Here is a 22,829-nt window from a genome sequence, read left to right as displayed (position 1 = left end):
ATGGCTGATCAGCAGATCCTCGCCGAGGTCAGCCTCACGGTTGTGCAGGTCGCGCAATTGGGTTTCGACCGCCGCGCGTACGGCGCTGGTGTCTGGGGTCAACTTCAGGCGATAGGTCACGGGCACCTGAATCGGCGGACGCACATGCACTTCAGCCGTCACCGGGCGCAACGGTTCGATATAGGCCTGCACCTCGGCCAGTTGCTCGTCGTTAGGTACCGGTTGCGGATCGTCGTCACGCATGATGTACACGCCCACGGTGCCTGGGCCGAGAAAGCCACCACGGCACCAGGCGCGCGTCACGCCGGGCACTTCCAGCGCCCAGGTTTCGTAGTCACTGGCCGAGCCGCCATGGGGAATCACGCGGTAGGAACGGATCACCCGCGAACGCAGTGACTCCAGACTTTCCCGCGCCACACCGCCGCTGAGTCCCGGCGCCAGCACCACAAAACTGTTGCCGACGACACCGGCAATCGGCTGCACCGGGGTCAGCGCCAGCCCGGCGTCAGCATTGCCCAGACTGCCGGCATCCAGCGCGGCAATCGTGGTGGTGTTGCTGCCATTGGTCGTGGTGCGCGCGGCGGTGACTTTGTAGGTGCGACCGTCGTTCGATTGCAGCAGGGTGTCGACGTCGAGCACAGCGCCAGCGGTCGCGGTAAAGCTGACGCTGCCGGTGGCGACTTGCGCGGGTTTGCGCGGTTGGTTCAAGCGCAGCGCGGCGATACGTTCCAGGGTCGACTCATCGGCCTTGTCGGGCAGAATCTGCTCGGCAATCCAGTCGAGATAACCGTACAGACCATAAGCCGCACCACCGAGGGTACGGGCCAGCACTTGCGCATCGGACTGGCGCAGCGAATCGCCGGCCAGGTCGCTTTGGGTGCGCTTGATCAGCACCGGCAGCGAAGGGGTTTCAAACGGCATAGATCACCTGCCAACTGTTATCGGGGTTGATGTCCAGACGTTCGCCGTCAGCCAGAGTGAGGACCGTGCGCAGGTTCAGGCGCTGGGCGTCGAGGCGTTCGCTGATGATGTCGATGGCGCTGCAGTGGCCGTCGTCGATCAGCCACTGCAAGGCTTCACGGGCGTAGAACTCGGCGTCCATCTGCGTTTGTCGGGTCAGTTTCACCCGGCGCAGCAGCCACAGCCGCGAGCCGATGCGGTCGTCGGCAACGGTGGGAAAGGTGTCGCCCCACCAGCCGAAACGCTCGTCGTCATCGAGGGCGTCGTCATCGGCGGCGCGGCGCCAGGTGAACAGGCTGATCAATACAGAGCGGGTCAGTGCAGCGTGGAGGTTCGGGCTGATCAGCATCACTTGCCTCCTGCCGGCGCGCCGGTCTGGCCGCTGCCGGCCTGCACGCCGACGTGCACGTGGTTGATCTGGCTGATGCCGCCGGCCAGTTGATCGCCGGTGGACACGATCTTGCCGGTCTGGTTGATCACCGGCGTATCGAAGTTCACCGCGCTGCTGGCGCGGATGTTCAGCGTGGCGGTTTCGATATCGATGATCCGCCCACGCTTGAAGTGAATCCTGTCGCCCTCGTCGGTGTAGATCGCCACCTCGCCCGAAGCCAGCGATTGCAAGCGATAACGGCGGTCGGCGATGACCAGAGCGATGGCATGGGAACGGTCGCCGCCGATAAAGGTGACGACACCTTCAGCACCGGCCAGCGGATGGCTGGTGAAACCGTAGGGTTCGAAATGTTCGAGGTCGTCGTTCACTTCGCCAGCGGTGAGGCGCATTTGCAGCGATTGCAGCTTGGATGCCGAATTGGCGAGCACGACAGTGCCGCGCGCCAGCAGGCGTGTCAGTAGGCTCATGGGTTGTCCTCAAGAGGTGAGGTTGACGCTGATCCCTGTGGGAGCGAGCTTGCTCGCGAAAGCGTCCTGACAAGCACCAGAGCGGTGTCTGATCTGACGCCTTCGCGAGCAAGCTCGCTCCCACAGGGTCGGGGGTCAGGCTGATGTGTTTTTCGGGGGCATTGGATTGGCATCGAAGGTATGCGGCGGCGCCACTTGCAGCGTGGTCACCGAGCCTTGCGCCGACAACGAATAGGTGACTTTGGAAATCAGCATGTCGCCATCAAACTCAAGCACCGGATCCTTGACCCGCACCAGCGTGTTGTGGCGCCACAAATCACCGTTGGATTGACGCCAGCCCTGCACCTGATAGGTGGTGGTCTGCGCCCGACCCATGCGGGTCGCGCTTTCCCATTGGGCACGCTGCTGCGCCAATTCAAAGGTCAGTTGCGTGCCTTCGTTGATGACCGTGGTGCGTCGACGTTTGAAGCTCAGATCGGTCGCGCTGGATTCAACCTCGCTGACTGCCGCCCCGCTCTTCTTGTCCGAGCCTTTTTGCTGACCGATCACCCGGTATTCCGAGAACACCTGGCTGTAATCCATCGCCGCGCTGGCGGACAAAATATTCTTGCCCAGTTCCAGCGCATCGCTGGCCCGACCACCGCTGCCGGGTTTGGCCAGCACCAGCCGGCCCTGCTCGTCATCGGTGGAAAACACCCGCAGCAGCGAGAGCAACCGGTCGATCGACTGGAACACCGTTTCACCCGGCACGATCGTGTGTTTGGTCAGCCGCGTGGTCTCGGGGATTTCATTGACCACCATCAGCCCGTACTCCATCGCCAGCGCCTGAACGATGCTCAACAGCGGTTGTTCCTGCCACTGGTTCGGCTGGTTTCTGGCGGCGCAATCGACCAGATCCTGAGTCTTGGAACTGCCCTCGATAGTCAGGCTGATCTGCCGCCCGTCATACCTGATCGGGGCTTTGAACACATAACCGGTGAGCAGCAGATCGTTGCCGATTCGCACTTCGCACGGGTCACCGGGCTTGATCGGTTTGGCGACAGTCTGCCCCGGCCATTGCCAGGTGATGTCGAGTTTGAAGGTGCGAAACTGGCGCTCCAGATCGGCGGTGATTTCCACGCTTTTCCAGCCGCCGTATTCCATGTTGTTGACCGTCAGCGTGACGCGATTGTCCATTTCGCTCATGGTTCACTCTCCGGAGACTTTCACATCGTTGGGCGAGAAACCTGGATGGTTCATCCCGTTGCGCTGGGTGATTTCAGTGACCCGTGTGGCATCGCCCAGATACTTGTAGGCCACTACCACCGCCGGAGCGCTTTCCTGGATGGTTTTAGTCACCAGGCGCACACCGGACGATGCGACCGACTTGAGGTGCGCGACCGCCGCATCCTGCAGATCACTGATCAGTTGGTGGTGCGCAGGGCCGGCCTTGGTCTTCACCAGATTCAGGGTTTCGATCAGCGTCTTCTGAATTGCCTGCACATCATCGATGGCGGGCACATCCGGACGATTGATCGGCTGGTTCGCCTGCTGATCGACGGAAGGTGTCGACGGCAATTTCACCGGTTTGGTGGCCACCGGCATGGAGGCGATCCACTGCGCCGCTTTCACGATCAGCGTGTCCTGGACCAGATCGGCCATGGCCTGCGCCGCTGCGTTGGTGTCCTTGCCGGTGGTGATCTTCGGCGCATCAGCCTTGCGGATCGCTTCGAGTTGTTGGGACACATCGGCGATCACGCCACGGTAGCCTTCCTTCGCGAATTCCTTGAGCTCCTTGATATCGCCGAGCAAACCTTTGAACTCGGCTGCCACTTCCTTGGGCAACTCCTTCACGGCTTTGACCAGTTCAGTGATTTGCCGGTACTGCTCGATCAGCGGCTTGAGCTGTTCTTTGATCACCTCATAAACGCCGGTCAGGCTGTTACGCAGATTGGCAATGCCGATCCGCGCAGCCTTGATCAGCGTCATCGCCTGTTCGAAGCGCGCCACTGCAGACCCCAGCAGCGTGTCAGCCTTGATCAACAACACTTTCTGCGTGCTGACCGTGGCGGTCGGAAACGGCAACGGTTGGTCTGGATAGAACTTCAGGGTAAAGGTCACCAACCCGCCGTCCTGGCGGGTGTGGGTCATGTCGCATTCGCCAACCTTGACTTGCAGGCGTCCTAGCCACGGATGCACCAGTTCACCACTGCCCGCCTCCAACGCCTTGAGCAACTTGTCGCGCTGCTCCAGGCAATCGGCGCCGATGATGAAGGCCGTGACATCGTGAATCCTCGCCTGCTGGCCGAGATCTTCGAAGTACGGCAGATCGCGTTGCGGATACTCGTGCAACTGGCCTTTGCGACCGACCGGGGTTTTCGCCTGATCGATCCAGAAGCCGACACCGCGAAAGGATGCCGGCAATAAACGGTCACGCCAGTTCATTGGAACCTCCCATCGACAGCGAGCGATAGCCGATGCGCGATGACAGCGCCAGGCCCGGTTGATTGCTTTGCGGTTGATCGGTGCGCAACCCGGCCGGCGCATTTTCGAAGCGTACGGTCAGGCCGCCTTCGAGCTGCGTGCGGTTGTTGATTGCACTTTGTTGAATCAGCGCGCCAGAGGTTTGCGGCAGTGTGCTGCTCATTCCTGGCGCCCCGGCAGGCACCGCAGCGCTGGTGCCGGTGATCGTGGCGAAGAACCCGGAGACATTGCCGCCGAGCAGTTCTTTGACCTGTGCGAAAATACCTTGGAGTCTTGTCGACATATCACTGAACCAGACGAGAACGGGCTGCCACTTCTGCTGAATGGATTCCAGCGGCGACTGACTGAACAGATCACCCAAGGTTGCTTTCACCGATTGTGCGTCGGTGTTCAGCGTTGCCCACAAACCGGAAAAATATTCCGTGACGCCATTCCATTTTGCCATGACCGCTTCAACGGGAGCATTGCCGAACAAGTTCTGAAACTCGCTCTTCAATGGCTGGGCACCCGCGCGAAGAACGTCCCACAGCGCTGAAAAAACCGGTGCCAAGGGTTGCCAGGCGCTTTCGACCATCGCGGTCGGAGACCAGGCGAACGTCGATTTGAGTTGCTCCCAACCACTCGCCGCAATGCTGTGCATGCTGCCAACCGCATCGAAAACCGTGCTTTGCGCAGAACCCCAGACCGTCGACATGTTGGTTGCCAGCGTGCCGTCGAACAGCGATGTGATGTTCGACCAACCGGTTGCAACCCTGTTGCTCATATCGTCGATGGCCGTGAAGACCGCGCTTTGTGCGGCATCCCATGCGCCTGACATTTTTGCTGTCAGCGTGCCGTCAAACGTCGACTTGACCGATTCCCATCCGGCCATTGTCGCCGCATAGGTACGATTCCAGTACCCGCTGACGACTTCATCGGCGGAGTTCCACAACGCAGTCATTTTCTCCAGTGGCGAGGTGTACAACCGGGCCTTGAGGCTTTGCAATCCAGCCGCAGTGCTGGCAGCTGCACTGTCCCAGTAAGCGCCGACGGAGGTGCGAGCCGAATCCCAGGTCTGCTCGATGGACGCGCCGAATGCGTGCAGACGTTCGGACGCTCCCGCCGCCAGACGGCTGGCACCAGCGATAGCGTCAGTGCGCATCTCCTGCCACTTCAGCGAAGCTGTGGCACGCATCGACTCGAACCGTTGCCTTCCATCCGCGACCATCTCATCCCAGCCTTTGCGCACGTCGTCGATGCCGCGACGGGTCGCATCGCCGATCGATTGCCAGGTCCGGCTGAAGAAGCCCGAGATCGCCCCCCAGTTGTTGCTGATCAAGCGCGCGCCGATGACGATGATCGCCACCGCGGCCGCAATCGCGGCGGCAATCAAACCGATCGGTGAGGTCAGAATACCCAACACACCGACCAGCCCCATCGCACCCACGGTGACCACCGTGAACGCGACAGCTGCCGCCGCCAGCCCTTCGACAAGAGAAGGATTGTTCGCCACAAACTGGCCAATCGAGGTGATCACCGGCGTGATTGCGGTAACGATACCGTTCACCGCCGGCAACAACGCATTGCCAATGTTCAACGAGATCTTGTCCAGCGCTTCGTTGAACTTTGCCAGGTTGGCCGAGGTTTCCCCCTGCACCACTTTCGGCAGTTTCAGGCCCTTGTTCGCCGCGACCTTTTTCGCCAGCGCATCCTGCGCCTCGATGGCTTTCTTGATGCCGTCCTGAAACGGCTTGAGCAAGCCACCTTCGGAGATGAACCCAGCGACGTCCAGCGGCTCGAGGCCGCTGTCTTCCATGCTTTTCTTGAATGCTGCGACCTTGCCGCGCAGCCCTTTCATTTCGGCTTCCATCTTCTCGGCGCCCTTGAGCACCACGAGCATGTTGACCGTGACAGGAAAGGTCTGCGGAATCAGGCTCAAATTTGTATTCGCCATCACTGCACCTGCTGCATCGCATTGATCCGTTGCGCGTGCTCCAGCGATTCGCGGAGCACATCCAGTGGCCTGGCCATCATCTGTTCGGGGTCAACCTTCCAGAACCAGGCCAGGTCATAGGCGACGGCGATCAGGTCGGTGATGGCGCCGACGCCGCACTCATGAAAAAACTCGCAACGGCCCAGCTCAGCGCATTGAGGTCAGCCAGATCCAGCTGGTTGACCGACGACGGCGGAATGCCGGCGCACACGGCGATGTATTTGGCCGCCACGTCCATGTCGAGGCTGACTTCTTCGCTCTTGTCGATCTTGTACGGCAGCGCCTTGATCGCTCGCACTTCCTGCACCGTCGGACGGCGCAGGACGAGTTCGGTCAGGGGCTCGCCGTGAGCTTCGATCGCAACCTGAAGCTTCACGGCGCCGCTCATTGCCAGGTCCCCTTGATGCCTTCGAATTTCAGTTCGATGGTGGCGTCATCGCCCTTGGAAACTGGCTCTTCAACCAGATAGGCACCGGCCAGCACGTAGACTTTGCCGTTGCTGAATTCGCAGGTGACGGTGATGTCGGTGCCTTCGATCAGCTTCTTCAGCGGGAAGTCGGCGGTGTGCAGCGCAGTCACTTTGAACGACGGCGCGATGTCGGTTTCCTTGTAGAAACCGGGTACGACGGTTTCGCGTTTGACCGCCATCAGCGGGGCTTCGCAGCCGCCATTGATGGTCAGTTGTGCGCCGTCGACTTTGACGTAGCAGGTGCCTGCAATCAGTTGACCCATGGTGTTACTCCCTTGCATAAAAAAGCCCACGCGAGGTGGGCTGATAACTTGCCGTCAAACGCGCGGATCAAGCCGCGTCGTCGTACTGCAGACGGAATTGGTTGAGCAGTGCGAACACGCGCAGACCGTTGATGTAATCCGGCGGGAACAGCACGTTCACACGGCTCGGGTCCTGCACGTCGCGCTCGACGATCAGGTGCTCGGCGAACAGCTCGGCGTTCTCGACGTGGCCTTCCAGTTCGAGCTTGGCGTACTGCGCGATCAGCTCACCGCGAATGGTCGCCGGGGTGACGATTGGCTGGCCGGCGCCGAAACGGGTGCCGTCGGAAGCCAGTTTGTGGCGGCCGTATTTGCTGGTGATCACGCTTTGCAGACGGCGCACGATGAACGCCGACTGGTGCATGGTTTCGCTGTCCAGGTAGGAGTTGTCGGCCTGACCGTAAGCGTTTTTCTGGTAAGTGGTGATCGAGCGCTGGATGCGCACGTAACCGCCTTCGTAGTACGCAGTGGCAATGCCGTAGTTGAGCAGCGACTGACGCTCGGTCAGGGTGAAGCGTTCACTGGCCGGTGCCGGATCAACGCCCGGCAGGCTGCCACTCTGGGTTGGACGGCTGGCATCGGCAGAGATGAACACGGCGGTGCGTGCAGCCAGTGCCGCGGCTTGTACCCAGAACGGTTGTGGAACACCCGGCTCCAGCGCCTGAATGGTCATGTGCTGATCGTTGCGTGCCTGACCGGCCGCAACCAAAGTGCCGACGGTGCCGCGTTTGGCGCTGTATACGTGACCGAACAGTTGCTTGGCCCACGACCAGCGACCGGTGCTGTCATCCATGACCGCTTGCCAGGTATTGAGGGTCGACAGATCCGACCATGGCAGGGCGATAAACTCGAACGGCTCGTCACCCAGCGCGGCAATCGCCGCCACCTGATCCGGCACACCGGCACCGCCGGTCATGGCAGTGATTGCAGTGGTCAGGCCGGCCGGGGTGTCTTCGCCATTGCTCTTGCCCAGGCGATTGAATTGCAGGCTGATGTCGTTGCCGCTGTCGCCTGTCCATTTGGCGTTCAGGGTGACCACACCTTCGGCAGCGGCAGCGCTGACCGGCAGGTCGGCGGTGGCGTTGATTTTCTGCGCCAGGGCGGTGGCCGCTTGGGCAGCGGTGGCACCGTTGACCACGGTGGCTTGCACACGCACGCCGCCGACATACAGATTCAACACGCCAGCCTGAGTGGCGGTACCGGTCAGGGTCAGCACGCCTTTGGCGATCGCGCCTTCGGTGTTATGCAGCGGCAGGCACCAGATCTCACCGATCGGGTCGGCCTTGCGGAAGGTCTCGTACATCGAGGCGAGCATCGAGCCTTGGCCACCGATGCTTTTCGCCAGCGCAACGCTGGAGACCAAAACCAGTTTGCCGACTTCGGTCGGCGCGATGTTGTCGTTGACCTGAGCGACGATCAAACGACGCAGGGTCGAACTCGCGCTATTGGCGGCCGAGTTGTCCATTTCGGCATAGAACAGCGGTACACGAATGTCCGCGGGGATGTTGCTGAATCCGATCGCCATTATTTGGCTCCCTTTTGTTTGGCTGGTGCGGTTTTGAGGGTGATATCGCCGTCGGCCAGACGTCGGCGCCACCAGGCGCTGTCCAGCACTTCACGGCCTTCCAGCGGCAGCAGATCGCCGGCCTCCGGGTCAGGTACGACGCGGCCAGCGGCCGGCAGTACGGTGATGCGATTGCTCATGGGGTTACCTCTGCAGAGAAAGTCATTTCCACGCGCCCATCAGGGCCCGGGCGTTTCAGGTTGGGGTCGGCCGGATCGATCGCATCGACCCGCACGGTGGCCCCGGTAAAGGACGACAAACCGTCCAGTTCGCGTTCGTGCCAACTCTCCGCAGGCTGACTTGGCAGATTGCGGCCGAGCTGGAACTCGGCAAAAAAGCGCAGCCGGTAAAAGGCGCGGCTGCTGTCGATCGAGACCATCTCGCCGCCGTCATAGACGATGGCGCTGTAGTCGGAATCGGGCTTGAAACCGACCAGCGCGCGCCACAGTTCGGCACGCAGGTCGTGCAACAGATCCAGCGCTTTTGTAGCGTCGGTGGCGTCAAGTGCCAGGACGATTTCGAAGCGGTCGCGGATCGGTTGGGTGGTGAGGTTTTGGGTGGTGCTTTCACTCGCCAAGTCGGCCAGTGGCAGCACATGGGCCGAGGGTGTCGGCAGATCGGCATTGCCTTGTAGCAGCGCCAGATCGACACCCACCGAAATATGATTGGCAAGGCCAGGGCATTGCCCACGCAGCTGCGTGAGGATCGGGGTGATCTTCATGGAGGTGTTCCAGAATGATGAGAATTGCGCAGGACCCAATGTGGGAGCGAGCCTGCTCGCGAAAGCGGTGTGTCAGTCGCTTTCAATGCTGGGATGTTCCGGCCTCTTCGCGAGCAGGCTCGCTCCCACAGGGAGTTGTGTCGTCAGTCTTTGGATTCAGCCTTTGGATCGAGGCCGCTGGCATCGATCAGGCAGCGATAGCTGTTCTCGCGATTGCCACTGGCGGTGACCTTGTCGATCGACCAGCGCCCGCGCATGAAGTCCGGCCAGGTGTCATCAAGCAGTACCAGGCCTTCAGCGGCCAGTCGCGGATCGCCTGGGCAAGTGATCTTCACCTTGTACTTTTGCCGGAGCATTTTGCGCACTTCGCCCTCGCCAACGGCGATGGCGTCCGCTTCATTGGGTTGCTTCTGGCGGATGGTCTTGAACGGCGCAAGTCCCGTTTCGACCCAGTGCAAAACGCCTGTAACAGCATCGACAAAACAGGTCTTGCAGCCCTTGGCCTGTTCGCGGGCGGCCTCTTCCAGCGTGGCGCTGATGAAAGCCTGATCGCCGGGACGATTGTTGTGGGTGACCGACAACGTCACATCCTGCAGTTTCTGCCCCGAAATTGATTTGATCTGACCGGGTCGCGCCAGCACATATGCATCGCCATAAGGTTTGGCGACCAGGTTGTACTTCTTCGCCAACCGCGTCAGAAAGCCCATGTCGGTTTCATTGGACTGGTCGACGTGGGCGATTTTGATCATCGACACGTCCGCAGCGACACGCGATGAAAAACCGTGCTGCGACACCAGCTTGCTAAACAATTGACCGAGCGTCGTCGGTCCATGACTGGCGGTGCGGCGCTGTTTGAAACCGGTCTCGTCATCCTTGCTGAACGGCGCTGCCGTGGCCACCAGGGTCAGGCGAAACGGAAACAGCGTCGGCGTCAGGCGAGTGACTTTGAACTGGCCCTTGTCGACCATCTCCTCCATTTCCAGGTAACCCACCAGCAGGCCGATTTTCCCGCCCAGATTTGGCAGCCCTTCGAGGCCCTCCAGATCAATGGTCAGGGTCAGTTGATCCGACTCGATACCGGCGGCATCAATGTGCTCCCAACTGATCAGACGCTGGTTGAGAAGATCCGCGTTTGCGCCATAAATCTGCACGACCGGGGTAAAACCCAATGCCATACAACCTCCTTAATCCCAGGCCGTGAGCGCTTTGATCGCGGCGGGTTTGCTGTCGAGTTCAGGCAGCACGACCCAGATGCCAGCGGGCAGAACCGGGCCGTGTTCGGCCAGGGTCGGATTGAGTTTCCACAGGGCTTCTTCAGCGGCATCGTCACTGCGCCCGGTTTCGCGGTAGAGCAGCAGATTCACCGAATCACCGGCCACGCTTCGTACCTTACGCATTGTTGAACTCCGCCAATTCGATGACCCAGTCAACCACCATCGCCGTACCGTCATCGATGATCTGGGTCTGGGTTTCCTGAACGCTGTTGATCCGCCACAGCCCCCAATTGCGACCAATCCCGTCAATCAATGGCAGCGGGATACGCAGCGCCTGCAAGGCGCGTAATTCATCGAGCCGATCCATGGCCACGGCGTACATCGACTTGCCGGTAATGGTCAGGGTTTCCGGTTTTTGGCCGGTCTGGCTGGATTTCGGTTTGCTGGTGAGGATCTGTATTTCGGTCCAGCCGCCATCGGACTTGCGCAACAGCGAGTGGTACGCAAATTGGCGCGAGAGGCCGAAGATGAAGCTGCCTAGTGCCATTTGTTGTTTCATCAGGCCGCTCCATCGGTCAGGGCTGCGTCACGGCGGGTGCCGAGCGGGTTATTGGTCAACAGCGGCAGGAACTGGCCGTGGAATTGTCCACTCAGTTGCTGCCCGATGATCGTGCGGATTTGTTCAGCCGTGTCCGGAGCCGGACAGGTGACCTGGATCAACGGTGAAAAGCTCACCTGCTGGTTTTGCGTCTGCGCGCTCGGCAGTTCTTTGGCGACCTCTGCCGGCGGGGCAAGTTTGTCGGAGGCTGGCGCCAGTTTTTCACCCAGCCACGAACCGCCCATGCTGCCCATCGTGCTGCCGACGATGCCACCCACCACGCCGCCGATGGCCGTGCCGATGACGGGAATGAAACTGCCGATCATCGCGCCGGCAACCGCACCGGCATAACCACCGGCCAGACTGCCGCCGGCTGAACCCAGCGCACCGCCGACCAGTTTGTTATCGCCTTCCTCCAGCCCCTTCAACACGTCGGGAGCCGCGGTGGCCACGGTCAGCAGTGCATTGGTTTTGCTGAATCCCTTGGCCAAGGCTTTGGCGTCGGTGAAACGGCTACGCAATGTCGGGCGTGGTTGCTCAGGCGCTAGCGGCTCGACAGATGGTGGGTTGACGGAGGCTTTGGGTTTGGCCGGGTTTTGGCGCTTTTTGGGCTTGCCGGTTTTTTCGGGTTTGTCAGTTTTTTCAGGCTTGTCGGGTTTGTCGGACTTGTCGGGTTTGTCGGGCTTGCCGGTGTCGCCAGCGATGGCAGGCTGATCCAGAACATCGATAAGAGGACCGGCGCCTGCCGTCGTCAGCAATTTTGTCGCCGCACCGCGAATGACCGAGGTCGTGGCAGCTTTGATTTGCGCGCCCCGGGACAAGGCAATAACGCCACCCAGCGTGAGCAGGGCCGCCGTCGCCCTAGGCTGTTCCTCGGCAAAGCGGGCCATGCCACTGGCGACAGTATCCAGAGAGACCACCACATCATCGAACGCATTGGTGAATGCACCGCCAGCGGCTGTAAACAACCGTGTGACACTCGCGTCCAGCGCATTGACGCGCCCTTGCGAGGTGCCCCCCAATTGCTCAGCGTCTTTGCTGACTGAGCCGGCGTAATCGAGCTTCGACGGGGCTTGCGGATTCGGCGCAGTCAGCAGACCGAACGCCTTAGTCACGTCCTCAGGTTTTTTCAGCAACTTGAGAATGGCGTCGTTGCCACTGAAGAGGGTCTTGGTCAAAGCCTCCTTCTCCTCGGGCTTCTTGTCCTTGAGGGCTTCCATGACCTTGATGATGGTCGCCGACGCATCGGTCTTCATGCCTGTGGCGACTGCCTCCGGCCCCAGTCCATTGCCAAGCGAAGCCCAGGCAGTGCGCTGCTCATCCGTGGCTGTGTCGGCCTTGGCAAGCACCGTCATCAGACTGTTGAGCCCGGCTCCCGCTGCGGACTTTTCAACACCGCTGTTCAAAAACGCTGCGGCCAATGCCGCGACCTGCTCCGGCGTGAGTCCGCCGGCGACGGCTTTTTCACCAACATTCTGTACAACTGAGCCGATGTCCGCCGATGTCGCGTCCAGCGTGCTGTGCCCCAGATAATTGGTCGCATCGGCCAGGCTTTGGCTTTTACCGCGATCAAGATTCATCGCTGATTGCCAAGCCAGCATCATCTCGCTGGCTGATTTCACATCAACGCCGAACGCCGAGGCGTTGATCGCCGCATCGCGGGCGAAATCGGTCAAGGCGGCAACTTTAAGCTCGGGTTGAAGGCCTTCACCTACCCCCGACTTGGCCGCAGCCAGTTGCACCTGCAGCAGATCCACGCCGGTGGCGCCACTGGGAGCAACCTGTTTCTCGCTGGTCATCCTCAGGGTTTCTTGTGAAAGCGCCTGAAGTTGATCCTTGTCCAGTTTCAGCACTCGATTGAGTTCAGACAAAGAGGTCTGCTGTGCCATCGTCGCTTGCATGGCTTTAGGCGGTGAGCGCTGCTCGACCTCTGCCTTGAGCTTTGACTTCGGCTCACTATTGGCAGCAGGGGCTGCCGCCACAACCTTGAAAAGCGATTGCTGGCTCACCAACAGTTCGCGCAGCTTGATCTGCTCCTGAGTCAGCAAACGAATATCCAAGCTTGCCAACGCTAGCGTCAGACTCAAATCCTGCAGCGGTTTGCCGAGGTTGTCGGGTAGCGTAGATCCGTCCGTTGTATTGCCGCTCTCACCGGCGTATGTGAGCGCATATTTGCTCTCTGCCATTGCCGCTCTACTCCTGTTTCACGCCAAGGCGAGTGATCGCTATGTCGTAGCGGCGCAACGCCTTTTCGGCGTCCCATTCGAGAATTTCCGCTTCACTTACCGGGTAAATGAGCGGGACGATATCGAGGATTACTTCGATGTCGCGTTCCGAAAGTAGGCCGCCGGCTGGTTTAAAAAATCGTCGATGCGCACCTGCAATTGCGTCCAGTCCGGGACGCTCATCAGGGCCAGATCGGGGATCATCAGGCCGGTGCAATGGGCGGTGATGAATTCGGCGCGTTCCTTGGCCGTTTTCAGTTTCTTCATCACTTTGGTCGCGCGCAGCACGGGCATTTCCAGGCTCAGCGAGGTCACGGTGCGGCCGGTCACGGCGAGCGGTTGCAGCAGTTGCACCTGATCGGGATCAGCGGATTTTTCCGCGTCTTCGACCTGCTCCAGAAAGTACGACGCCGGACGGGTCGACATCTCGTGCACGTATTGGGCGATGCTCACGTAGTCCGGGCGCTTGAGCTGGTCGAGTTCCTTGACCGACAGGCCGGTGGCGAGCAGCGCCAGTTCGAAGAACTGATCGTCTTCATCATCGCCGGCGCGTTCCAGCGCTTCTTTTTGCGCGGCGTAGAACAACGGTTTGAGCTGGATCGTTTCGATCTGCGAACCGTCATCACCGGTGATCGGCGACAGCAGGTCATGCTGAGGTGGCATCCACGACATGTATGAATTCCTTGGTGATTCTTGGGGGGATGTTGCGCAAAGGGGTCAGTCAACCTGGCCCAATGTGGGAGCGAGCCTGCTCGCGAAAGCGGTCTTACAGTCACATAGGTAGCGAATGTGATGGCCTCTTCGCGAGCAGGCTCGCTCCCACAGGTTTTGCGGTGTAACGGGTTACGGCATCAGCACCGCACGCCGGGCATCACCGAGGATGTCGACGCCGTTGAGCACGAACTTCTGGGTGCGCACGTCGATGTCGATCACCGGCACGCCGTTTTCCAGGCGGTTGTAGGTGCGGCAGGACAGTTCCAGATTGGTCTTGGGTTTTTCACCCATCTTCACGGCGGTTTCTTCGAGGGACTTCAGCTTGCCGCCGACGGTGTGATAGGTGAACCAGGTGTTGCCGTCCTGATCCTGACCGGCTTCACGCACGTTCAGCAGGATGTCGTCGCCCAGCTTCACACCCAGTGCCAGCATGACTTCGGCTCCGAGACCTTGCAGGGTCAGCTTGGCGTTGAGCGCTTTACCGCCCTTGGCCATTTCCTCGACGATGAAGCGCCCGCCACGCATCTCTTCCACATCGAATTCAATTTTCGGCGGAGTGAATTCCTCAACGGTCGCCGACAGCGGCAGGCCTTGCAGGGTGGCCGCGATGGCCTGTCTTACGCGGTTGGTAAACATTAGAGAACGTCCTCCAGGAACTGCTCGATGATTTCATCGCGGGCGTTGAGTTGATAAACCATGTGTTCGTTCGGCGCGTAGCGGCCGTAGTCGATGACCACGTACCAGGTGCCGTTCTTGTACTTCTCGACGCTGTTGAGTTCCGGGTGCAGATAGACGCTGCCGCCAGGAATGGTTTCGTCGGCGACCAGGGTTTGCAGCCAGTCGTTGATGCGCTTGACCTCTTGATCCATGAAGGATTTGGTGAGGTTTTTCGCCATGGCTTTCTGGCCAGCTTTTACCAGCTTGCGGCTGATCGCATCTTCGAGGCCGACGTAGCTGATGAACTTGCCGGTGATCGAGCGGTTACCCAGCAGCGAGAAGCCGCCGAGCACGGTGCGGGCGTAGTAGCTGACGCCGTAGCGGTTGAGCAGATCGCCTTCGGTGGAGGTGTCGAGGATGTTGTATTCAACGACCCGCGACACGTCCTCGGCGTAGGTCACCTGATTGCCCGGGCTTTCCCATTGTTTGACCTTGGCCAGCGCGGCAATCGCCAGACTGGAAGGCGACAGGAAGACGTTTTTCTTCGCGGCTTTCGAGTACACCGCAGGCATGTTGTGCACCACCAGGCAACGGTCGAAACCGAGATCGGCACCGCCCAGTTCCTGGCTGTACAGCACTTGATCGGCGACCGAGGCGTCCTTGCCGTCCAGTACCACACGGGCCTTGATGCGCTTGCCGAACGAGGCGAACTCGCTGGCCACTGCTTTAGTGCCAGTGAAGCCCGGCGCACCAATGATGGTCAGGTCTTCCGGAACACTGCCCAGTGCAGCCAGACCGAGCTTGCGGCCGGTCAGCGGATCAACGCCGCCGATCACGTTGTTGACGGTGTCGGCCGGGGTTGCGCCCGCTTCGACGATCACCACGTAGACCGGCACCTTGACCACTTTGAGGATCTGGTAAACCGCGTGATACAGAGTGCCCTCTTCCGAACCGGTCGGATCGAGCAGCGCCTGTGTGGTGAAGCTGTTGATGCGAAACGGTGCGTTGCGCGGAATCAGCGGATCGGCTTTCGGCGCAGTGCCGACCAGACCGATAACGTTGTCACCCAGGCCACCCATGGCCTCAGGGGATTCGGTCGCATTGACGGTAATGCCGTTGTGCTCGAAGTTCAGAACCTCAGCCATATTCAGTCAGCCTTCTTGGCAGCGGCCTTTTTGGCCTGGGTGGAGGGGGTTTTCAGTTCCAGTCGACCGGCGAAGTGCAAGGCACTGGCCTCGACGTCGAGCAGGTCGAGGTCTTGGCCGATGCTCGACCAGTGCCCACCGCCGGTGGGGAATGGGACGAGCACGGTGTAGGTTTGGCGGGTTGCCATTTTTCGTTTCTCCATAAACGGGAAAGCCCCTCGTGGGGAGGGGCTTTGGCGGGTGTTGAATGTTTTTTGGCGGATAAGAAAACGCCCGAGGGGGGGTGCGGGGCTCTTATTGAGGTTCTATAGGATCAAGCGGAGCGGAATCAGGCCAACCGTCCAACAGCATATCTTCGTGGAATTCACCGGCCTCGATCGCGCGCAAAAGTGTCAACTCGCGATCAAAACAAGCTTGAACGTGAGCCCGAACAGCCTTGGCGATGGTAATGATTTGCCCCGACCCGATCTCGACAAAACCGGTCACCGTTTTGAAGTTGCAGCGGTAATCGGGATCGAGGACGGCGGACAATCCGGTACTGGCAATCAGCGCCTGGCTGTCGCGGGTGGTCTCGATTTGCAAACCTTCAACGCTTACGCCAGTTGCCTCGCGCCTGTAGCGCTCGACGGCGACCAGTTGCGGATAGTCTGGCAAGACTTCGGCGATTGGCTCCTTGACTACCTCTCCGTCAACCAACCGCCAAACCCCATCTGATTCTAATACCGTGCGACGAAACAGCTCTGCAGTGATCGCGACAGCCCCACGGGGAATATCTGCGTGAAGGCCTGAGTCATAGCGTCCTGTCAAAATGCCTGTGTTATCAAATACTGCATATTTAGTCATAACCACTACCACCCCACAGCAATGACAGTTGTAGGGGCAACCGCACCAAAGGCCCCCGACAAACCAAGGTTTTGAAGCGTTGCGCCGTTTTTATCGCGGGCCACTACCGCTAAGCTGTTGTAACCCGGCGAGCTATTCATACAGTTCGTTGCAATAGCGCACGCCGCCATGGTGGTTGGAAAAGTCATTGGCCACACAAACCTGGTAGTGCCGAGCGAAGTCGTCGGCATGACAACATCGAGCCATTGGATGACAAAGCCGCCCAGCCACGAAGGAAACACTATGTAGCCGCCGGTTGCCCCCTTGAGGATCTGAAAACCCCAGCGGAGCTTTTTCGGGGTCACGATCGTGGCATCATCCGTGCCGGCATCTGTCAGCACCTGAGTAGCGATATTGGCAGTTCCAAGTTTGATTTCGGTCGCTTGTTGAGCGAATACCGAAAGTGCGGCGATATCGATGCTTCCCTGATTCACCGGCGCGTTCCAGGCTTTGATGCACCACATGACGGCGATATTGCGTGGCCGCGTTCCAACGAGATTGCCTCGCTCATACATAGGCAAACTGTCTAAAAATGACAGCCCTTCTCTCGCAGCCGTGCTGACGGAAATGCCAGTGTCTGGATACATGGCCTTAGTGACAACGTCACCCCCAACATATGAATGACTGTTCTCACTGAGGGTCGGACCAAGCTTGAATGCTACGGTGGTGTCTTGCAGCGCCTTGATATCAGGGGTTATTGCGTCAGTCGCTAAAAGTGTCGCTTTCTGGAAGCTTCCCAATCCCCGCCCTGAATCAACTCCACGCCCATGATCCCAACCACGCAGGAACTCACCACGCGATTCTGGCAAGCGGAAGTTGCCCGCGCCCTCGTCACCTTTGTTGTAAGTGGTACCGAGAAAAGCGGCTAGATCCGGATAAGTCGCAATGCTCTGCACACTGCCGTCCAGCTCCAGATAACCGGGAGCGACGATGCCTGTCGGGAATGCCAGAACAGCGCCCACTGGAACAGCGGATTTGAGCCGTTCGACTTCCTTCGCCAGCGCGGCGACATCGATGGTCCCCTGATTGACCGGGGCGTTCCAGGCTTTTATGCACCACATGACCGCGATGTTGCGAGGTCGTGCCTCCGGGCCACCAGAACTATTGAAGCCTGCTGCGAAATTAGTCATTACGGCCGTATTGCCGTTGTCTACCACTACGGCACTCGGATTACTGCCGGTCGCATTGGCGAACGCCTGCATGCGGGTGACGGTATGAGCATGCGCCTTGTTGTCGTCGGCCTGCCAGCTGCCGAGACCACGTCCGGCGTCTACTCCACGCCCATGATCCCAACCACGCAAGAACTCCCCACGCGCCTCGGGTAAGCGGAAGTTGCCAACGCCCTCATCACCCTTGTTGAACTTGCTACCTAGATAAGCGCTCAAGTCCGGATAAGTCGCGCTGCTCTTGACGCTGTTATCCAGTTCCAGAAAACCCGGCGGCGGAGCATCTACCGGAAACGCGACAATCGACCCCACCGGCAACGCCGACGCCTTGGCAATCAGCGCTTCAACTTCAGCCTTGGTGTACGAGTCCTTGATTCCAAACCCTGCGAGCGTCTCGGGGTTTGCCCCGGCAGTCGCCCGGCCGTATTCGTCAACGGTCAGACTTTTGTAAGTCCCGCCAGCAATACCCGTACGGCCAGCCAGCATTTTGAACGTCAACGCTGTAGTACCGAGAGTGATCGGCGCATTGGTGGTCAGGTGCCATAACGAATCACCATTGGCCGTGCCCTCCTCGACCATGACCGTCAGACCTGGCGTAACCTTGGCGTTGCTGTTGGCATCGGTCGCCCGTACCCAGTCGCCATTGGCGACAATCCACAGGCCGTTGTCCTTGGCCAGGGTCTGGTTCGCAACCAGCACGCGGTCGCCAGCAATCACTGCAACACCGTCGATTTGCTGCGCACCGTTCAGTACCACATTGGTGGTAGCCGCAACACGCACCGATTGCTTGCCATCGAGTTTGCCGAGTTCTTCGGCGAGGTAACTCATGACCCAGGCACGCGTGGCTTTGACGACGGTGTCATCAATCAACAACGTCACCAGCGACGCATTACTCGTCTCGAAAATCGACCGAATGTAGAACTCTTTACCGGAACCCGACGTCGCCAGAACCGGTTTGAACGACTCCGGGTATTTGACGATGGCGTAGAGAATTCCAGTGTCGGTCCACAGTCCCGCTTCACGCACATACCAGCCACCAACATCCGGCGGAATGGTCACTTCGGCGAGCAGCCAGCTCGGGTTCTTCTCGTCTTGGAACAGCGCATTCAGCGGCCCACGCCAGACTTCGCGTTTCAGCGCGGTGGCGGTCGCGGCCGGGTTGTAGACCGTGCCGCCGCCATCACCGACGGAAATCTGCGTCAGCTTGATCGGCTGGCCCGCAGCCTTGCATGCCGTTTCGTAGGCAATCCCTGCGTTGGTGAGCAGGGTGTAATAGTCAGCCATTCAGGCCCCCTGAGGATAAATAGTGGATGTTTCGACGGAGTACATACCGGCAGCCATGAACGCCTCTCCCGAGGTTTCAAGGCCTTCGATGAACACCGGATAAACCGTGGTCAGCTCGCCGCAGAACGTCGCGGCGCCAATGACGTGATTGCCGAAAGCGCTCAAGCCAACGGAGACCGTCAGCACATCGCGTTCGCTCTTGGCATCCGCCAGACGTCGGTCGAGACGGGCATCGATTTCTTCGCTGTAGGGTTGGTCGCTGAAGGCTCGTACAGAAAAGCTGTACGGGGCACCGGGCGGTGTCTGTTCGTACCAGGCGCGGATCTCGGGCCTTAACTGCAACCCCTTGGCGGCGTTTTCCAGCGCCTTGCGAGTGCCGGCCTGGCGCGCGGTGGGCCAGGCCAGTTCGACGGTCAGGCGTTTTTCCGCTTCCGGCGCAGCGGTGCTCCATTCGGCAACACCGCGATCGGCTGCCAGATACGGCAGGAATGCGACCGGCGTTTCGCTCGGGTTCATGAGTTCAGGAAATGGCGGCGCGATGCGATCAAGCAGTGCGCCGAAGCCAAGATCCAAACCCCGTTCAAGTGCCGAACTGTTCGCCGGCAGCAGTGTGGGGCGCTGAGTTTTTTCACTCATAGCGTCAGCACCTCAACTTCGACCGCCATGCAATACGGCGCTTGAAACGCCGTGGTCACGATCGGCGCCAGCGGTTCAAGAATCTGCAATTGCACGGCGCCGGCACTGTGCAGTGTGTAGTCGATCCAGCTTGGATCAACGCGGCCTTCAAGACGATGGCAACTGTCGGCGTAGGCCTGCAATTGCTGTTGCGCGGCGACTTTGGTCAGGCCCGAATCCGGGCCGGAATTGATCTTGGCGACGACGCGGATCTTATAGCGCTGAATGTCAGCAGCCTTGACGGTAATGAGGTCCGTTTCAGGTCGCACATCCGGTCGAGCGAAGTGCTGACGAACGCCGTCAAGCAACGACACGGAAGGTGTGCCATCGCCGTCTCGGGACAGCACAGTGACCTGCACTTCGCCGGGCGCGGTGCGCCGACCATTGCCATCCTTGACCTGTGCAGCAAGGCCATCCGGGCTGAAGGTGTAAGTGACATTCACCACACCCGCCTCGGTGGATTCGACCTGCACCGTCGGACGCTCGCCAAGGGTGAAAACTTCGCGGCGATACTGCATCCGCGAACCTGCTGCCGGCGCATGCGGCGCCAGGTAATAACGCAGGCGAGCGTCTTCGTCGCTTTCATAAATCGCCGGCACCGGCGGGAATGCCGCCGGGTCGCCCGGATCGAGCAACTGCCGCTCAAGCCCCATGTCCGCCAGCCGCGCATCGAGGTTGCTGCCCGTCGCCCACCACGCCAGCATCTGTTTGATGCGAGCGTTGTATTTGCGCTCGTGGGTTTGCAGCCGGACACAGAAAGCTTCAAGCGCAAGCGTCAGCAGTTCGCTCTCGTTTTCCAGACTGGTCTTGAGTTTCGCGGCACTTTCTGGCGAGCGCGCTCCGACGTATTCGATGACGAAAGCCTTGAACTCGGCGAGCAGATCTTCGAAGGCTTCAACGGTGATCAGCGCGGGTTCGGCCAATTGGTTCTGGCCGGGGATCAACATGCTCATGTCACGACCTCGAATGTCTGTTGACGGTTTTTCCAGGTGCCGGCGAAACGCAGTAATAGACCTGCGCCCTGACGGCTGGCGACGATCACTTGTGGTTGAAAATCGCTGATCCCGTTCTGCACGTTGTAGAACGCTTGCGCCGCGTGGCTCTGCGCCAGGAGCAGCACGTCGTCGCCGAGGTTCTGCCCCAACAACGTGGGGATCAGCGATCCGTACAAGGGCCGTTTTTGCCGGGTGCCCAGCGGCGTGGTCAGGGCCCGGGTCGCGCGCTGCACAAACTGCAGCCAGTCGTCGACCGTGGCCCCGCTGTCTCTATCGATTCCGATCATGGGAGGCTCTTGAATCAGGGGCTGATGACGCGGCCCTGGTGATCGACCAATGGGCCGCTGAAATGCACACCAGAAGCGTCGATGGTCAGGCCGACAGCACCCAGTTGCAGGGTGATCAGTTGCGGTGTCATTGCCAGTCGTGCCGGGCCGATGCTCAGCTCCAGCGATTCACGAGAACCGTTGAAAGCTGCCGGGCCGTTTTGCCAGTGCAGGGTGTGTGAAGCATCGTCGTAGCCGCTTTCGCTACCATCCTGATGCACCCGACGGGTCAGCGTCGGCACCGTGGAGGTTGGCGGAAAGCGGTCACTGTTCAAACCGAACAACGCCACGCTCTGTGCGCCGCTTTCGCCGCTGCCGTAGTTGAACAGCAGACACTGCTCGCCCACCGTCGGAATCCGCGACTCACTCTGCGCGCCAGCGCTGGGGTTGAAAAACTTGATCGCCGGCGTGAGTAATCCGCCGTGACTGACCTGGCAGGTGTTGCTCGCGGCGTCGACGCTCTGGCAAATGCCGATGCGACAGAAGCTCTCGGCGCGACGGTGCAGGTCGTCGATTTCCGCTTCCATCTCGGCCAGGCGCTCGATGATCGGGCCCAGTTGCATGCGCAATAGTCCATCGAACATCTCAGGCCTCCAGCGCGGTGTATTGGTCCGGGTCGTCGATGTTGCTGACTTCCCAGGTGCGGGCAAATTTCGGCGTGCCGAGCGGATCGTCGAGCAAGGTCGGACCGAGGTAGAGGGTCTGGTTGAACGTCAGGGTCCAGGCTTTGTATTGCTGATCGCCGCGGATGAGCAATGAAGGCAAGCCATCAATATTCATCGGCAGATCGCATTGATCACCGGGCAGCTTCCAGCGGTTGTCAGTAATCAGGTTTTTCAGCACCGCGATCAGATCGCACGCTGCAAATGCGCTGGCGGCAAGGGCCGGGATGACTTGCAGGGACACCGTCAGGACATGAGCAATTCGCCCGTCAGCGGCGCGCACTCCAGGTCCATTGCGGTCGAAGTTGATCAACACCCAGGCCTGATCGCCCGGTGCTGTGAAATCATCGTGATTGCCGACGTTGAGGTTGAGTCCGGCAGTGTTGCGCAGTGTCGTCGCGATGGCTGTGAACAGTTGCGACGGTTGCTGGATCGGGGTGGGCATACATGACCTCCTTTTCGATCGTCCACGCACAGTCCTGCCGCCAAAATGGCGGCACGGAGAAGTACTAAGGTTAAGGGTGGTCGCGAGGCGGGATGTCGCAGACGCCGATGCGCTTGGCAGCCCAGCGTTCATACAGCCCGATGGCCACGTCCGCCCCGGCCATTGCGGTCAGGCAGCCGAAGGCGCCGGCGGCCCAGATCGACATGCCGGCGGCATACAGCAGCATGATCGCCGACACGCCGCAGATCATGCAGGCGCCGGAGCGCAAGGCCAGGCGCCGCAGCAGCGGCCAGCCACGTGCGCCCTCCTTGTCGGCGCGCCACATTTCGCCGGATACCCCGCCGACAACGGCAAGGAGGATGACCAGCCAGATCGGCATGTCCGCCAACGCTTGTTGCTCGTTTGTCATGTCACGCCTCCCGGGGGTGATTGATGAGTGGTGTGTGTTGGGTTCAATCGATTTCTCTTGAGGTAGGCATTCCAAAAAGCCCGACGCTCGGGCCGGGCTTTTCAGTAATGCGCTCTCGTGCCT

27 protein-coding genes are annotated in these 22,829 nt (G+C 60.1%); all 27 read right to left on the bottom strand.

The features are described 5' to 3' along the window. The coding region (locus F8N44_RS10750) for a baseplate J/gp47 family protein (protein ID WP_150650280.1) at nucleotides 1-921 on the bottom strand (921 nt) is incomplete at its 3' end. Beyond that, a complete protein-coding gene (locus tag F8N44_RS10745; RefSeq protein WP_016985043.1) occupies nucleotides 911-1,309 on the bottom strand; it encodes a phage GP46 family protein in 399 nt (132 codons plus the stop codon). The genes F8N44_RS10750 and F8N44_RS10745, both read right to left, overlap by 11 nt. Next, nucleotides 1,309-1,818, bottom strand: coding sequence for a phage baseplate assembly protein V (locus F8N44_RS10740; RefSeq protein ID WP_150650279.1), 510 nt, complete (start codon nucleotides 1,816-1,818; stop codon nucleotides 1,309-1,311). Before F8N44_RS10740 ends, F8N44_RS10745 begins: the two co-directional genes overlap by 1 nt. Nucleotides 1,819-1,953: 135 nt before the next feature. Continuing rightward, nucleotides 1,954-3,003 carry a phage baseplate assembly protein gene (locus F8N44_RS10735; protein WP_150650278.1) on the bottom strand — a complete coding sequence of 350 codons (1,050 nt, stop codon included), beginning with the start codon at nucleotides 3,001-3,003 and terminating at the stop codon, nucleotides 1,954-1,956. Nucleotides 3,004-3,006: 3 nt separating this feature from the next. Continuing rightward, the gene (locus F8N44_RS10730; RefSeq protein WP_150650277.1) at nucleotides 3,007-4,242 is read right to left on the bottom strand and encodes a DNA circularization protein; all 1,236 of its coding nucleotides are present in this window, start codon (nucleotides 4,240-4,242) and stop codon (nucleotides 3,007-3,009) included. Then, nucleotides 4,229-6,214 (bottom strand): hypothetical protein, encoded by a 1,986-nt coding sequence (locus tag F8N44_RS10725; RefSeq protein WP_150650276.1) that lies wholly within the window; start codon nucleotides 6,212-6,214, stop codon nucleotides 4,229-4,231. Before F8N44_RS10725 ends, F8N44_RS10730 begins: the two co-directional genes overlap by 14 nt. A 130-nt stretch (nucleotides 6,215-6,344) precedes the next feature. Further along, nucleotides 6,345-6,641, bottom strand: coding sequence for a phage tail assembly protein (locus F8N44_RS10720; RefSeq protein WP_007908778.1), 297 nt, complete (start codon nucleotides 6,639-6,641; stop codon nucleotides 6,345-6,347). Then, the gene (locus F8N44_RS10715; protein ID WP_007908779.1) at nucleotides 6,638-6,985 is read right to left on the bottom strand and encodes a phage tail tube protein; all 348 of its coding nucleotides are present in this window, start codon (nucleotides 6,983-6,985) and stop codon (nucleotides 6,638-6,640) included. The genes F8N44_RS10720 and F8N44_RS10715 overlap by 4 nt, the downstream gene beginning before the upstream one ends. Nucleotides 6,986-7,052: 67 nt before the next feature. Further along, the gene (locus tag F8N44_RS10710; protein ID WP_095119258.1) at nucleotides 7,053-8,549 is read right to left on the bottom strand and encodes a phage tail sheath subtilisin-like domain-containing protein; all 1,497 of its coding nucleotides are present in this window, start codon (nucleotides 8,547-8,549) and stop codon (nucleotides 7,053-7,055) included. Further along, nucleotides 8,549-8,728, bottom strand: coding sequence for a DUF2635 domain-containing protein (locus F8N44_RS10705; protein WP_034154909.1), 180 nt, complete (start codon nucleotides 8,726-8,728; stop codon nucleotides 8,549-8,551). Before F8N44_RS10705 ends, F8N44_RS10710 begins: the two co-directional genes overlap by 1 nt. Next, nucleotides 8,725-9,309 carry a hypothetical protein gene (locus F8N44_RS10700; protein ID WP_150650275.1) on the bottom strand — a complete coding sequence of 195 codons (585 nt, stop codon included), beginning with the start codon at nucleotides 9,307-9,309 and terminating at the stop codon, nucleotides 8,725-8,727. The genes F8N44_RS10705 and F8N44_RS10700 overlap by 4 nt, the downstream gene beginning before the upstream one ends. Nucleotides 9,310-9,452: 143 nt before the next feature. Continuing rightward, entirely contained in the window at nucleotides 9,453-10,484 is a 1,032-nt protein-coding gene (locus F8N44_RS10695) for a phage late control D family protein (protein ID WP_150650274.1), read from the bottom strand. A gap of 9 nt (nucleotides 10,485-10,493) precedes the next feature. Beyond that, nucleotides 10,494-10,706, bottom strand: a complete 213-nt coding sequence (locus tag F8N44_RS10690) for a tail protein X (RefSeq protein ID WP_064393145.1) — start codon at nucleotides 10,704-10,706, stop codon at nucleotides 10,494-10,496. Then, entirely contained in the window at nucleotides 10,699-11,082 is a 384-nt protein-coding gene (locus F8N44_RS10685) for a phage tail protein (protein WP_095050425.1), read from the bottom strand. The genes F8N44_RS10690 and F8N44_RS10685 overlap by 8 nt, the downstream gene beginning before the upstream one ends. Further along, the gene (locus F8N44_RS10680) at nucleotides 11,082-13,307 is read right to left on the bottom strand and encodes a phage tail tape measure protein (protein WP_150650273.1); all 2,226 of its coding nucleotides are present in this window, start codon (nucleotides 13,305-13,307) and stop codon (nucleotides 11,082-11,084) included. The genes F8N44_RS10685 and F8N44_RS10680 overlap by 1 nt, the downstream gene beginning before the upstream one ends. Before the next feature lie 129 nt (nucleotides 13,308-13,436). Further along, nucleotides 13,437-14,018 carry a phage tail assembly protein gene (locus F8N44_RS10675; RefSeq protein ID WP_150650272.1) on the bottom strand — a complete coding sequence of 194 codons (582 nt, stop codon included), beginning with the start codon at nucleotides 14,016-14,018 and terminating at the stop codon, nucleotides 13,437-13,439. A gap of 171 nt (nucleotides 14,019-14,189) precedes the next feature. After that, nucleotides 14,190-14,696, bottom strand: a complete 507-nt coding sequence (locus F8N44_RS10670) for a phage major tail tube protein (RefSeq protein WP_016985055.1) — start codon at nucleotides 14,694-14,696, stop codon at nucleotides 14,190-14,192. After that, a complete protein-coding gene (locus F8N44_RS10665) occupies nucleotides 14,696-15,862 on the bottom strand; it encodes a phage tail protein (RefSeq protein ID WP_150650271.1) in 1,167 nt (388 codons plus the stop codon). Before F8N44_RS10665 ends, F8N44_RS10670 begins: the two co-directional genes overlap by 1 nt. Nucleotides 15,863-15,864: 2 nt before the next feature. Beyond that, entirely contained in the window at nucleotides 15,865-16,050 is a 186-nt protein-coding gene (locus F8N44_RS10660; RefSeq protein ID WP_016985057.1) for a hypothetical protein, read from the bottom strand. A 106-nt stretch (nucleotides 16,051-16,156) separates the two neighbouring features. Next, complete coding sequence (locus F8N44_RS10655; protein WP_150650270.1) at nucleotides 16,157-16,705, bottom strand: DUF4376 domain-containing protein; 549 nt, start codon at nucleotides 16,703-16,705, stop codon at nucleotides 16,157-16,159. A gap of 5 nt (nucleotides 16,706-16,710) precedes the next feature. Then, nucleotides 16,711-19,194: a phage tail protein gene (locus F8N44_RS10650; RefSeq protein WP_150650269.1), complete on the bottom strand. Its 2,484-nt coding sequence runs from the start codon at nucleotides 19,192-19,194 to the stop codon at nucleotides 16,711-16,713. Next, nucleotides 19,195-19,830 carry a phage tail protein I gene (locus tag F8N44_RS10645; protein WP_150650268.1) on the bottom strand — a complete coding sequence of 212 codons (636 nt, stop codon included), beginning with the start codon at nucleotides 19,828-19,830 and terminating at the stop codon, nucleotides 19,195-19,197. It abuts the gene before it with no gap. Continuing rightward, entirely contained in the window at nucleotides 19,827-20,822 is a 996-nt protein-coding gene (locus F8N44_RS10640; protein ID WP_150650267.1) for a baseplate J/gp47 family protein, read from the bottom strand. The genes F8N44_RS10645 and F8N44_RS10640 overlap by 4 nt, the downstream gene beginning before the upstream one ends. Further along, nucleotides 20,819-21,151 carry a phage baseplate protein gene (locus F8N44_RS10635; RefSeq protein ID WP_122843256.1) on the bottom strand — a complete coding sequence of 111 codons (333 nt, stop codon included), beginning with the start codon at nucleotides 21,149-21,151 and terminating at the stop codon, nucleotides 20,819-20,821. Before F8N44_RS10635 ends, F8N44_RS10640 begins: the two co-directional genes overlap by 4 nt. 14 nt (nucleotides 21,152-21,165) lie before the next feature. Beyond that, complete coding sequence (locus tag F8N44_RS10630; RefSeq protein ID WP_150650266.1) at nucleotides 21,166-21,774, bottom strand: phage baseplate assembly protein V; 609 nt, start codon at nucleotides 21,772-21,774, stop codon at nucleotides 21,166-21,168. 1 nt (nucleotide 21,775) lies between these two features. Beyond that, nucleotides 21,776-22,297, bottom strand: a complete 522-nt coding sequence (locus F8N44_RS10625) for a hypothetical protein (RefSeq protein WP_150650265.1) — start codon at nucleotides 22,295-22,297, stop codon at nucleotides 21,776-21,778. 70 nt (nucleotides 22,298-22,367) lie between these two features. Beyond that, a complete protein-coding gene (locus F8N44_RS10620; RefSeq protein WP_150650264.1) occupies nucleotides 22,368-22,706 on the bottom strand; it encodes a phage holin family protein in 339 nt (112 codons plus the stop codon). Nucleotides 22,707-22,829: the final 123 nt, after the last annotated feature.

This window comes from Pseudomonas fluorescens (genome assembly GCF_902497745.1).
In the GTDB taxonomy this organism is placed as follows: domain Bacteria; phylum Pseudomonadota; class Gammaproteobacteria; order Pseudomonadales; family Pseudomonadaceae; genus Aquipseudomonas; species Aquipseudomonas fluorescens_BM.
The sequence above is the reverse complement of the archived record's forward strand: the minus strand, read 5'-3'. Positions and strand labels throughout refer to the sequence as shown.

What these genes read in the sequence shown, in the direction of transcription:
- F8N44_RS10745 (WP_016985043.1), bottom strand. Translation starts at nt 1,309, where the DNA reads ATGCTGATCAGCCCGAACCTCCACGCTGCACTGACCCGCTCTGTATTG.
- F8N44_RS10740 (WP_150650279.1), bottom strand. Translation starts at nt 1,818, where the DNA reads ATGAGCCTACTGACACGCCTGCTGGCGCGCGGCACTGTCGTGCTCGCC.
- F8N44_RS10735 (WP_150650278.1), bottom strand. Translation starts at nt 3,003, where the DNA reads ATGAGCGAAATGGACAATCGCGTCACGCTGACGGTCAACAACATGGAA.
- F8N44_RS10730 (WP_150650277.1), bottom strand. Translation starts at nt 4,242, where the DNA reads ATGAACTGGCGTGACCGTTTATTGCCGGCATCCTTTCGCGGTGTCGGC.
- F8N44_RS10725 (WP_150650276.1), bottom strand. Translation starts at nt 6,214, where the DNA reads ATGGCGAATACAAATTTGAGCCTGATTCCGCAGACCTTTCCTGTCACG.
- F8N44_RS10720 (WP_007908778.1), bottom strand. Translation starts at nt 6,641, where the DNA reads ATGAGCGGCGCCGTGAAGCTTCAGGTTGCGATCGAAGCTCACGGCGAG.
- F8N44_RS10715 (WP_007908779.1), bottom strand. Translation starts at nt 6,985, where the DNA reads ATGGGTCAACTGATTGCAGGCACCTGCTACGTCAAAGTCGACGGCGCA.
- F8N44_RS10710 (WP_095119258.1), bottom strand. Translation starts at nt 8,549, where the DNA reads ATGGCGATCGGATTCAGCAACATCCCCGCGGACATTCGTGTACCGCTG.
- F8N44_RS10705 (WP_034154909.1), bottom strand. Translation starts at nt 8,728, where the DNA reads ATGAGCAATCGCATCACCGTACTGCCGGCCGCTGGCCGCGTCGTACCT.
- F8N44_RS10700 (WP_150650275.1), bottom strand. Translation starts at nt 9,309, where the DNA reads ATGAAGATCACCCCGATCCTCACGCAGCTGCGTGGGCAATGCCCTGGC.
- F8N44_RS10695 (WP_150650274.1), bottom strand. Translation starts at nt 10,484, where the DNA reads ATGGCATTGGGTTTTACCCCGGTCGTGCAGATTTATGGCGCAAACGCG.
- F8N44_RS10690 (WP_064393145.1), bottom strand. Translation starts at nt 10,706, where the DNA reads ATGCGTAAGGTACGAAGCGTGGCCGGTGATTCGGTGAATCTGCTGCTC.
- F8N44_RS10685 (WP_095050425.1), bottom strand. Translation starts at nt 11,082, where the DNA reads ATGAAACAACAAATGGCACTAGGCAGCTTCATCTTCGGCCTCTCGCGC.
- F8N44_RS10680 (WP_150650273.1), bottom strand. Translation starts at nt 13,307, where the DNA reads ATGGCAGAGAGCAAATATGCGCTCACATACGCCGGTGAGAGCGGCAAT.
- F8N44_RS10675 (WP_150650272.1), bottom strand. Translation starts at nt 14,018, where the DNA reads ATGTCGTGGATGCCACCTCAGCATGACCTGCTGTCGCCGATCACCGGT.
- F8N44_RS10670 (WP_016985055.1), bottom strand. Translation starts at nt 14,696, where the DNA reads ATGTTTACCAACCGCGTAAGACAGGCCATCGCGGCCACCCTGCAAGGC.
- F8N44_RS10665 (WP_150650271.1), bottom strand. Translation starts at nt 15,862, where the DNA reads ATGGCTGAGGTTCTGAACTTCGAGCACAACGGCATTACCGTCAATGCG.
- F8N44_RS10660 (WP_016985057.1), bottom strand. Translation starts at nt 16,050, where the DNA reads ATGGCAACCCGCCAAACCTACACCGTGCTCGTCCCATTCCCCACCGGC.
- F8N44_RS10655 (WP_150650270.1), bottom strand. Translation starts at nt 16,705, where the DNA reads ATGACTAAATATGCAGTATTTGATAACACAGGCATTTTGACAGGACGC.
- F8N44_RS10650 (WP_150650269.1), bottom strand. Translation starts at nt 19,194, where the DNA reads ATGGCTGACTATTACACCCTGCTCACCAACGCAGGGATTGCCTACGAA.
- F8N44_RS10645 (WP_150650268.1), bottom strand. Translation starts at nt 19,830, where the DNA reads ATGAGTGAAAAAACTCAGCGCCCCACACTGCTGCCGGCGAACAGTTCG.
- F8N44_RS10640 (WP_150650267.1), bottom strand. Translation starts at nt 20,822, where the DNA reads ATGAGCATGTTGATCCCCGGCCAGAACCAATTGGCCGAACCCGCGCTG.
- F8N44_RS10635 (WP_122843256.1), bottom strand. Translation starts at nt 21,151, where the DNA reads ATGATCGGAATCGATAGAGACAGCGGGGCCACGGTCGACGACTGGCTG.
- F8N44_RS10630 (WP_150650266.1), bottom strand. Translation starts at nt 21,774, where the DNA reads ATGTTCGATGGACTATTGCGCATGCAACTGGGCCCGATCATCGAGCGC.
- F8N44_RS10625 (WP_150650265.1), bottom strand. Translation starts at nt 22,297, where the DNA reads ATGCCCACCCCGATCCAGCAACCGTCGCAACTGTTCACAGCCATCGCG.
- F8N44_RS10620 (WP_150650264.1), bottom strand. Translation starts at nt 22,706, where the DNA reads ATGACAAACGAGCAACAAGCGTTGGCGGACATGCCGATCTGGCTGGTC.